This is a genomic window from Bacillus sp. MBGLi79 (genome assembly GCF_002953915.1).
Genome location: NZ_CP026521.1, coordinates 29,618 through 38,970, shown reverse-complemented (window position 1 = coordinate 38,970; position 9,353 = coordinate 29,618). Strand labels below are relative to the sequence as shown.

Annotated in this window: 13 protein-coding genes; 1 reads left to right on the top strand and 12 read right to left on the bottom strand. The window is 41.0% G+C overall.

From position 1 onward, the window contains the following. Positions 1-246, top strand: a 246-nt coding sequence (gene abrB, locus C1T29_RS00240; RefSeq protein WP_208945580.1) for a transition state genes transcriptional regulator AbrB, incomplete at its 5' end; no start/stop codon positions are given. Positions 247-295: 49 nt separating this feature from the next. Here the strand turns inward: abrB and rsmI are convergent. From rsmI to C1T29_RS00180, 12 genes are all read right to left on the bottom strand, one after another. Continuing rightward, positions 296-1,174: a 16S rRNA (cytidine(1402)-2'-O)-methyltransferase gene (rsmI, locus tag C1T29_RS00235; protein ID WP_103750518.1), complete on the bottom strand. Its 879-nt coding sequence runs from the start codon at positions 1,172-1,174 to the stop codon at positions 296-298. Next, positions 1,149-1,448 (bottom strand): GIY-YIG nuclease family protein, encoded by a 300-nt coding sequence (locus C1T29_RS00230; protein WP_014662477.1) that lies wholly within the window; start codon positions 1,446-1,448, stop codon positions 1,149-1,151. The genes rsmI and C1T29_RS00230 overlap by 26 nt, the downstream gene beginning before the upstream one ends. After that, the gene (locus C1T29_RS00225) at positions 1,435-2,178 is read right to left on the bottom strand and encodes a tRNA1(Val) (adenine(37)-N6)-methyltransferase (RefSeq protein WP_103750519.1); all 744 of its coding nucleotides are present in this window, start codon (positions 2,176-2,178) and stop codon (positions 1,435-1,437) included. Before C1T29_RS00225 ends, C1T29_RS00230 begins: the two co-directional genes overlap by 14 nt. 58 nt (positions 2,179-2,236) lie before the next feature. Further along, on the bottom strand, positions 2,237-2,596 hold the full coding sequence (gene yabA, locus C1T29_RS00220; protein ID WP_003218308.1) for a replication initiation-control protein YabA: 360 nt from the start codon (positions 2,594-2,596) through the stop codon (positions 2,237-2,239). A 14-nt stretch (positions 2,597-2,610) separates the two neighbouring features. Then, positions 2,611-3,438 (bottom strand): competence/sporulation regulator complex protein RicT, encoded by an 828-nt coding sequence (gene ricT / locus C1T29_RS00215; RefSeq protein WP_103750520.1) that lies wholly within the window; start codon positions 3,436-3,438, stop codon positions 2,611-2,613. A 2-nt stretch (positions 3,439-3,440) separates the two neighbouring features. Next, a complete protein-coding gene (gene holB, locus C1T29_RS00210; protein WP_095432914.1) occupies positions 3,441-4,430 on the bottom strand; it encodes a DNA polymerase III subunit delta' in 990 nt (329 codons plus the stop codon). An 11-nt stretch (positions 4,431-4,441) separates the two neighbouring features. Further along, on the bottom strand, positions 4,442-4,882 hold the full coding sequence (locus C1T29_RS00205) for a YaaR family protein (RefSeq protein WP_071582142.1): 441 nt from the start codon (positions 4,880-4,882) through the stop codon (positions 4,442-4,444). A 12-nt stretch (positions 4,883-4,894) separates the two neighbouring features. Further along, a complete protein-coding gene (darA, locus tag C1T29_RS00200; protein ID WP_003242755.1) occupies positions 4,895-5,224 on the bottom strand; it encodes a cyclic di-AMP receptor DarA in 330 nt (109 codons plus the stop codon). 73 nt (positions 5,225-5,297) lie between these two features. Next, a complete protein-coding gene (gene tmk / locus C1T29_RS00195) occupies positions 5,298-5,936 on the bottom strand; it encodes a dTMP kinase (RefSeq protein WP_014662473.1) in 639 nt (212 codons plus the stop codon). Next, a complete protein-coding gene (locus C1T29_RS00190) occupies positions 5,933-7,375 on the bottom strand; it encodes an aminotransferase class I/II-fold pyridoxal phosphate-dependent enzyme (RefSeq protein ID WP_095432913.1) in 1,443 nt (480 codons plus the stop codon). Before C1T29_RS00190 ends, tmk begins: the two co-directional genes overlap by 4 nt. A gap of 81 nt (positions 7,376-7,456) precedes the next feature. Next, positions 7,457-8,617, bottom strand: a complete 1,161-nt coding sequence (locus C1T29_RS00185) for a toxic anion resistance protein (RefSeq protein WP_103750521.1) — start codon at positions 8,615-8,617, stop codon at positions 7,457-7,459. 18 nt (positions 8,618-8,635) lie between these two features. Next, complete coding sequence (locus C1T29_RS00180) at positions 8,636-9,250, bottom strand: 5-bromo-4-chloroindolyl phosphate hydrolysis family protein (RefSeq protein ID WP_071582145.1); 615 nt, start codon at positions 9,248-9,250, stop codon at positions 8,636-8,638. Between the last annotated feature and the right edge of the window lie 103 nt (positions 9,251-9,353).

The following is a 9,353-nucleotide window of genomic DNA, read 5'->3' as shown; positions in this document are numbered from 1 at the left end:
GGGCGTGTAGTTATTCCTATCGAATTGCGTCGTACTCTCGGAATCGCAGAAAAAGATGCTCTTGAAATTTATGTTGATGATGAAAAAATCATCCTTAAAAAATATAAACCAAACATGACTTGCCAAGTAACTGGTGAAGTTTCTGATGATAACCTTAAACTTGCAGGCGGTAAATTGGTTCTTAGTAAAGAAGGCGCTGAGCAAATCATCAGCGAAATCCAAAACCAGCTTCAAAACCTTAAATAATCATTTCTTGTACAAAAAACGTTCTTGTTATGACACAAGAACGTTTTTTTTATTGCTTAATATGGTAAGCATCGTACATTTCACGCTTTGGTACATTGCGATCGACTGCTGCTTTTTTAATGGCTTCTTTAGAAGTAGCGCCTTTCGAGATGTAATGCTCGACATGTTCTTTCGCAGTGAGGCTTTCCCACCATTGTTCTTCCTCATCTGCTTCTTCATTATTACTTCCTTCTACGACAAGACAAAACTCGCCGCGTATCTGATCCTCGTTTGCCCATTCGATGACCTCTGATATCGTTCCTCGGATAAACTCTTCATATTTTTTAGTGAGTTCACGCGTTACAGCAATTTCTCGATCCCCTAATATCTCTGCCATCGCTGACAAGGTTTCCTTCAATCTGTGAGGCGCTTCATAAAAAATGATCGTTTCCCGCCGTTTTTTAAGGGCTTCAAGCTCCTTCTTCTTTTCTTTTTTCTGTCTGTTGAGAAAACCGTAAAAGAAAAAAGGCTGCGGTACAATACCTGAAGCAATAAGAGCTGTTAATGCAGCGTTGGCTCCCGGCAACGGAACAACATAACCGCCTATATCCGTAAAATCTTTCACGATTTCAGCTCCAGGATCAGAAATTGTCGGCAGACCGGCATCACTGACAAGAGCAATGTTTTTTCCCGATTTCAGCCATTCAATAATTTTGTGCCCGCTGCTTTCTTTATTGTGTTCATGATAGCTGACCAGCGGTGTTTCAATTTCATATACATGACAAAGCTTTTTCGTTTGCCTCGTATCTTCCGCAGCAATCGCATCCACTGATTTCAGCGTATCGATCGCCCGGAATGTCATATCCTCTAAATTTCCGATTGGGGTTGGGACCAAGTAAAGAATTCCCATGTCCGACTTTCCATTAAAGCTCATTTGGCGCCTTAACATATACAGCCTCCTTGCTGTTCCGCTTTTCTTCTATATAAAGCTCTTTTTTCTTTCGAGTTAGTTTTTTGAAATAATATTCAGCCTGCATAGCTTCCCGTTTGGTATCGAAAGCTTCAGCAAAAATCAATTCAACCGGACGTCTTACTTTTGTATACTTTGCGCCCTTTCCGTCATTGTGTGTTTTCACCCGTTTATGCAGATCGTTGGTATACCCGGCATACCAGCTATTGTCCCTACATTTCACGACGTAGAAGAAATGATTATTTGTCTCCATATAAAATGGTCCTGATCTCTTTTGTATATTCATTTTGTTCATCATAAACGAACAAAGGAGGAAGAATTTTCAAATCTGGACGCCCGCCTTTGATTCCTTCAACCAAAATGGTATTGGCTTCTTTCCCTTGCTTCGGATAGACAAATTGCACACGCTTTGGCTCGATTTGATAAGCCTTCATCAGTTCAAAAATCTCCAGAAGCCGTCCCGGCCGGTGAACAAGTGCTGCTTTTCCTCCTTGTTTGAGCAGCTTGCTGCTGACTGAAATGACATCCTCCAGTGTGCAGTGGATTTCATGTCTTGCGATTCGGAGATGCTCGTTCATGTTTTGTTCAGTTTGTTTCGGCGTTTTAAAATACGGCGGGTTGCAGGTGACAACATCATATCGATTATGCCCCAGCTTCTCCGGCATGTTTTTCAAATCATCATGTATGATCTGAATCTGATCCTGCAGCTTATTGTACTCCACACTGCGAATAGCCATATCATGCAGCCGTTCTTGAATTTCGACTCCAAGAATGTCTGCTTTTGATCTTGTACTGAGCAGCAGCGGCACAATGCCATTGCCGGTGCACAAATCAACAATTTTTCCTTTTTGTATCGGAACGTACGCAAATTTGGACAGAAGCACAGCGTCCAATGAAAAAGCAAACACCGTTGGACTTTGTATGATTTTCATGTCCTCTGCCAGCAAATAATCTAATCTTTCATCATCACGTAATGAAACCATCTTCTTATCCTTTCAGTACCTTTGAAAAAGGCTCCCGTCTTATGCGGAAGCCTTTTCCCTATTTTTTATTTAAGAATGACAGACAGAAAAGACAATCTTCTTTTCGAACACTTCCATAGTGGACATTGCAGATATGAAATCCTTCTTGATACAGTCGTGCCAGATTATCATATCCTTCCCCTATATCTGTTTGCTCTGTCTTCTGTGTTTTTGATTCTTTTTTATCAGCTTTGAACTTTTCAATCTGCTGCGTCGTATCGTCCAGCCGTTTGCGCAAATGCTTGTTTTCAAGCTGTAAATGATGATTTTCCTCGATCATCTCACCGATATGCTGCTTCAAATCCCCCAGCTGCCGGTACAGTGAACCAATTTGTTCTTCTAAGTTAATGACTGTATCAAATAACTCTTTTTTATCCAAGGTTCCACACCTCGTTAATCTGTGGTTTGTGCGGATACGACGCCCTCTTCCAAGAGCTCTTCCCAAGTATATTCTATCACTTTTTCACGGTTTATCAGTTCCACCTGAAGCACCCGTTCCAGAATATTTAGTCCGACGACCTTCGCGGGGCCGTTTGCTGTCGTAATCATTTCTCCAATATCCGGAAGCTGTTCTTTTGCGGTCTCATACTCATCGTTCTCATATTTTAAACAGCACATCAAACGTCCGCAAAGACCTGAAATCTTCGTAGGATTTAAAGACAAGTTCTGATCCTTGGCCATTTTAATGGAAACGGGTTCAAAATCTCCAAGAAACGTTGAACAGCAAAGCATTCTTCCGCAAGGACCGATTCCTCCGAGCATTTTCGCCTCATCCCTCACTCCGATTTGGCGCAACTCAATTCTTGTCTTAAAGATAGAAGCCAAATCCTTTACAAGCTCTCTAAAATCCACTCGGCCGTCAGCAGTGAAGTAAAAAATGACTTTATTGCGATCAAACGTGAATTCAACATCAACCAGCTTCATATCCAAGCCGTGTTCAATTACTTTCTTTTGGCAGATATCAAATGCTGATAGTGCTTCTTGTTTATTCTCTTCTACAATGAGAAGATCGCGCTCGTCAGCCACACGTATCACTTTTCGAAGGGGAAGCACCACATCATGCTCATCCACCTGTTTATTTGCAATCACGACCTGGCCGTACTCAACGCCTCTGACAGTTTCTACAATTACGCAGCTGTCATGTTCTATATAAAATCCATTCGGATCAAAATAATATATTTTACCCGCTTTCTTAAAGCGGACACCAATTACATTGTACAAGCTTATCCCTCCTGCAACATTAACACCAAGTGCTCCATTAATCCTTGTACATTCACATTGGAATGAAGCCGTTTCTTTGCTTCTAAAACAGCAAGTATCTGATTCGTAACGCTTTGTTGTGTTGATTGTAGCGCATGCTGTTTTATTGATTGGAATAAGTCTTGATAAATCAATTTATCTTCATTTCCTATTTGGATGGACAACACATCACGATATATCAATAAGAGCATATCAAGACCCATTTCTTGATGGGTTTTTTCTTTGAAAAAGGGCATCCATTGATCTTGAATAAAGAAAAAAGCATGTCCTTTCCGCTGGTGTAGGACTTCATACAATTTTATCACTTTCGCTCTAGACTCTGCAAACTCATCATTTCGACTTAATTCGACTGCTTCTGCCACATTATTGGTCATGTTGGCCAGAAGCCTTGCCATATGAGGCGAGACGTCCTGTTCGATCAGTCTGTCTTCAATTGCTTTTGGCTGCAAAGGTTGAAAGGGAAGGGTTTGGCATCTTGAAATGATGGTATCCAATAACCTTTGGGGCTGCTCAGTGATGAGGATGGCCATTGTGTCTTTATTCGGTTCTTCTAAAAATTTCAGCAGGCTGTTCGCCGCATTTGCTGTCATTTGATCTGCGTGCGAAATAATATACAGCTTTTTATGCGATTCAAGCCCGGTCTTAGAAAACTCTTCTTGCAACGCTTGAATTTGCGCCTTTTTGATTGATAAGCCATCAGGCTGAACAAGATGGAGATCGGGATGGTTCCCCGACTCTATCCGTTTACAGTTTCGGCAGCTCTCACAAGGCTCCGCGCCATCCTCCAAACAAAAGAAGCTTTTTGCAAGAAGCAGCGCGGCATCAAGCTTGCCTGTTCCTTTTTTCCCCTCAAACAAATAAGCGTGTGATAATCTGTCCTTCTCAATACTATTATATAAAAGCTTCATCACTCTGGGCTGAAGCTCGCTCATTTCCTTCCAGGATATTGCCATTGTATCACTCTCTATGTGTAAAGGTTAATCAATAAACCTTTTATTTCGCCAATACGCTCCAGCAAATCAATTGCCGATTGTTCCTGATCCATCATCTCTTCTGTAAGCTGTATCAATTTTTCATCTATTTCTTTCACAAGTCCCAGCGTTCTGCTGTTCCCGTAAAGATCAAAGCTTTTCGACGTTTCATGTGAAAGGCCGCTGTCCACAGCTTCTTTGACAAAACGTTTCACAAGTCCTTTAAATCTCGCTAAGTCTTTAAAGTTCCGCGATTTCGTTAGCCTTTTTCCAAATGCCTCTATGTCGGATAACAGCCTGGTAAGCTGATCAAGCTTCAATTTGCTGCTTTGGTTTTCCATTGATGTTTTAAATGATGCTGTGATCTCAGATGTTTTCACAGAGGGAAGCTGCTTATTATCTATAAATGTACGTATATCTTTATTAATTTTCACAGTTTCAAATCCTTAAAATTGATGAAATTCATCGACTGGAAGGACAAATACTGTCGCTCCGCCAACTTCAACTTCGACTGGATAAGGGACATAAGAATCAGCATTTCCGCCCATTGGAGATACAGGGGCAATCATTTGGTCACGTTTCTGTCCGTTTTCTTTAATAAGACTCAACGCTTTATTGACGCGTATATCCTCAACACCAATCATAAACGTTGTATTGCCTGATTTAAGAAATCCTCCCGTCGTCGCAAGCTTTGTGACCCTGAAGTTGTGATCCGTTAAGGTTTTCAAAAGTCTGTTGCTGTCCTGATCTTGTACAACTGCCACTATCAATTTCATCTGTGAAGGCCTCCTTTAGATTGGAAACAACATGATCTCGTTTACATTATTATATCAACTATTGGGAAACAGGTCACAATTGAATTTTTTTCAATGCTTCATTGATCACCTTTAGAACATCCTGAACGACAAGGTCTTTAGATTGCCCGGCATCAACTGAATGGAATCTTTCCGGAAATCGTTTCATCAGCTCTTGATAACCTTCCTGTACCTTTGTATGAAAGTCCAGTTTTTCTAAATCGAGCCTATTTTTCTCCCGTGAGCCGTTTGCATAAATACGCTTCAGTCCTTCTTCCGGATCAATTGAAAAATAAACCGTTACATGGGGCATCATATCTCCAATGGCAAATTCATTAATGGACAGAACCTCATCAATTCCAAGTCCTCTTGCATATCCTTGATACGCAAGCGAACTGTCTATGAATCTGTCGCAAAGAACGACATGCCCCTCTTCTAAAGCAGGTTTTACTTTTTCAACTAAATGCTGGCGTCTCGCAGCCGCATATAAGAGAGCTTCTGTTTTTGGGTCCATTAATGTGTTGTGCTCATTCAGAATAACCTCTCGAATTTGTTCTGCAATATCTATTCCGCCCGGCTCTCGAGTTGCCATAACCTGAAGGCCTTCAGCTGACAGTATGTTTTTGATTTCCTGGAGAACAGTTGTTTTCCCCGCCCCTTCAGGACCTTCGAATGTAATAAATAAACCGCTCATGATTTCTCCTCTTCTATATAAACAAGTAGTTGTTTCTCTTTGATTTTCATATTCCCTTGAACATGCGTTTTCATGCTGATCAAGCGGCTGAGCTTTTGCACACTTTCTTTTGTTATTCTTTCTCCCGCCATAATCATCGGGATACCCGGAGGATAAGGGATGATATCCTCTGCATTCAGCCGGCCTGCCGCTTCCCCAAAGTCCACATATTCTTTCTTAAACGAATGTAAGACCTTTTTTTGATAAGGCAAGACAGTAACAGGCTGTGCTCCCCATTCAGCAAGCACAAACGGCTGATCCGGAGGCGTTTTCTCAATCTCCTCATCAATGCTTCTAATGGTTTCAGCGTTTATTCTCCGTTTTCCTCCCAGTGGGAGAACGAGCAGTACTTGATTTTCGTCAGCAAGCTCAGTGAATATGTTGGCACGCTCTAATATGCTTTGCAGTGTATAGCCAGAATGCCCGCGTTTTGAACGAATGGTAAGCTTCAGCGGGTCCGCTATAACCTGTGTATTAGCAGGGTTAACAGCTTCTGCATTTGTAAGTGAATCAAACGTTTGTTTAAGTGTTTGTATTCGCTGCAAAATGTCAGGAAGCTTTTGTTCTTCTTTAATATGCTGTACATAAGCACGGGCAATGTCTAACGAAGCCATAATCGGATAAGACGGGCTGCTGCTTTGTAATCGGTTTAAATACTCTGCCACCCGATCCCTGTTAACTCTGCAGCTGCTGTTGAGGTGCAAATAAGAGCCCATCGTCATGGCAGGCAACGTTTTGTGGGCCGACTGAACAACAATATCTGCCCCCATTTTTAAAGCTGAGACTGGAAAAGGCTCTCCTAAAATAAAATGTGCGCCATGTGCTTCGTCCACCAAAACAGGAATCCCGTAATGATGGGCCTCCGTAATGATTTCGGTCAAATCAGCACTATGTCCATAATATGTGGGATTGGTCAGTACCAAGCCTTTCGCATCAGGATATGCTGCCAAGGCTTCTTTAATTGTACCAAGCGGAACATGCATAGGCACATGCATCGCTGGATCAACGTCAGGTGCGAGATAAACCGGCTCTGCACCAGCCAAATCAACAGCATGAAATACAGACTTATGACAGTTTCTTTGAACCAAAATTGTATCACCAGGTTCACAAACAGATAAAATCATCGCTAAGTTTCCGACAGTCGTACCGTTCACCAGAAAAAAACTCTCGGCCGATTCATATAATTGACTGACAAGCTCTTGCGCTTCCTTAATTACCCCGGAAGGATGATGGAGATCATCCAGCCCTGCCAGTTCAGTTACATCAATGGTGAGAAGAGGATCGAATATTGACTTGGCGTCATCAAAAAAGACATCTCCATTGTGATGTCCCGGAACATGAAATGAATGAGAATTTCTTCTCGCATGTTGAATTAATGCTTTATATAAAGGTGTGTTCATGAAAACAATCCTTTGAATGTGTCTTCTTACACTTTATTATATCGTGCCTCTGACAGAACTTAAAGCCAGACTTACTGGTAACTATCTTTCCTTTATTGTAAGCAGCTTTTGCTTTAGGTCGCCTTCCATCATCATGAGCTCTTCTTCTGCCTGACGGCGTTTGATTCGTCCTTCTTCTTGTATAGTCAATGTTTCTTCAAGCGTGCTTATTAAGCTTTCCTGCACCTTTTTTAAGGTATCTATATCAACAAGGCCTCGTTCATTTGCCCGTACGGTTTCAATTGTATTGGTTTTTAAAAGCTCCGCATTTTTCAGCAAAAGCTCATTGGTTGTATCCGATACTTTCTGCTGTGCATCCACTGCATTCCGCTGCCTTAAAAGTGTCAGTGCGATCGTAACTTGATTTTTCCAAAGCGGAATCGCTGTCACAATGGATGACTGGATCTTTTCAGCTAACGCTTGGTTTGTATTCTGAATCAGTCTGATTTGCGGAGCACTTTGGATTGTAATTTGCCTGCTCAGCAGCAAATCGTGCACCCTTTTATCTAATCGGTCAGCAAATTGAATCAAATCATTTACTTCTTGAACGGCCATTTGGTTATGATCACTCGATTCAGCCTGTTGCTTCAGTTCAGGAATTGTTTTTGTTTTTAATTCCTCCAGCTTCAGTTCTCCTGCAGCAATATAAACATTCAGCGCTGCGAAATACTCTTTATTTTTTTCATATAACTGCTCTAATAGTTTATTGTCACTGATTAAAGCATTTTTAGAGTGCTCCAGCTTCAAGCTGATTCTGTCTATCTGCACGCTGGTCTTTTGATATTTAGACAGCACCTCTTGAAGAGAATTTGATACTCTTCCAAACATGCGTGCCAAAAAACCCTTTTTCTTAGATTGAAGATCATCAGGATTTACTTGCTCCAGCTTTTTCATCAGCTCTCCAAGTATTTCGCCAATCTCTCCGACATCCTTCTTTTGAACATGGTTAATCATATCATGAGAAAAGTTCAGCAGTTTAGACTGAGCTTGTGAACCGTATAAGACAATGCTTTGCATATTTTTATGATCAATCTGTCCCGCAAGCTGAATTGCTTTTTCCTTGTTTTCCTCGGGAAGAACATCAACAAGCCGTACTTGCTCTTTCTCTGCTTTTACAGCCTCCGAACCTGATATCTCTATATCACCACCAAAAGGGTCTGCCAATAATTCATCTATATGAAGGTCGCTTTGATCTCGGTTCATCGCTTTTACCCTCTTCCATTATTTCTTTAATGAATGTTTTGCTGCATCTAATTCAAATTGCAACTCGTCAATTTCATCACCCATTACTTGAGTTAAATCTTCCTCTAAACGCTTGGTCAATTCAGTAAGAGTAATGCGTGTCTCACTTAACGACATCGACAATTCTTTGCTTTTTTTCGGGTGAGATGATAGAAAAGCATACTTCTCTGTCAATTCAACAACCGAATCGAGAGTTTGATAAAAAAATCGCTCTGCCTGATAAAACCGCTTTGGCTCTTTTTTGGTTAGTAAATAAATCCTTCTGACAAGCCTAAGGATTTCCGCATTTTGCTTAAACATTTGAATGCTTTTAGCCTGAAACAATGCTTTTCTAAGACGTATGATTTTCCGCCTTGCTTCCTCTAGGTTTTTCTTAATGTAAGCATACTCTCTTCCTGTCAATTCATGCTTTTTAAGAAATAACCGTCTTGCATTCCAGATACCTGCTGTGTATACGACTGCTCCTGAAGCAAGCCCATAAACAAGAGATAAAAAAAGCGACTGATTTAAACCGAAAAAGCACAATATCCCTATGAAAACAAAAGTCGCACTGCTAGTTAAACTCCACATTAAAAAGTGAAAAAATCTCTGCATGAGATAATCGACTCCTGTGTCTATACTCAATTTAATATAATAAATATTCACTATCAACCCTTAAACGTCACTTTTGAATGAAAAACTCTGCGATATGAGCCTT

Excerpts from the sequence above, each read along its gene's own strand:
- rsmI (WP_103750518.1), bottom strand. The coding sequence starts at position 1,174 with ATGTTAAGGCGCCAAATGAGCTTTAATGGAAAGTCGGACATGGGAATT.
- C1T29_RS00230 (WP_014662477.1), bottom strand. The coding sequence starts at position 1,448 with ATGGAGACAAATAATCATTTCTTCTACGTCGTGAAATGTAGGGACAAT.
- C1T29_RS00225 (WP_103750519.1), bottom strand. The coding sequence starts at position 2,178 with ATGGTTTCATTACGTGATGATGAAAGATTAGATTATTTGCTGGCAGAG.
- holB (WP_095432914.1), bottom strand. The coding sequence starts at position 4,430 with ATGGCAATATCCTGGAAGGAAATGAGCGAGCTTCAGCCCAGAGTGATG.
- darA (WP_003242755.1), bottom strand. The coding sequence starts at position 5,224 with ATGAAATTGATAGTGGCAGTTGTACAAGATCAGGACAGCAACAGACTT.
- tmk (WP_014662473.1), bottom strand. The coding sequence starts at position 5,936 with ATGAGCGGTTTATTTATTACATTCGAAGGTCCTGAAGGGGCGGGGAAA.
- C1T29_RS00190 (WP_095432913.1), bottom strand. The coding sequence starts at position 7,375 with ATGAACACACCTTTATATAAAGCATTAATTCAACATGCGAGAAGAAAT.
- C1T29_RS00185 (WP_103750521.1), bottom strand. The coding sequence starts at position 8,617 with ATGAACCGAGATCAAAGCGACCTTCATATAGATGAATTATTGGCAGAC.
- C1T29_RS00180 (WP_071582145.1), bottom strand. The coding sequence starts at position 9,250 with ATGCAGAGATTTTTTCACTTTTTAATGTGGAGTTTAACTAGCAGTGCG.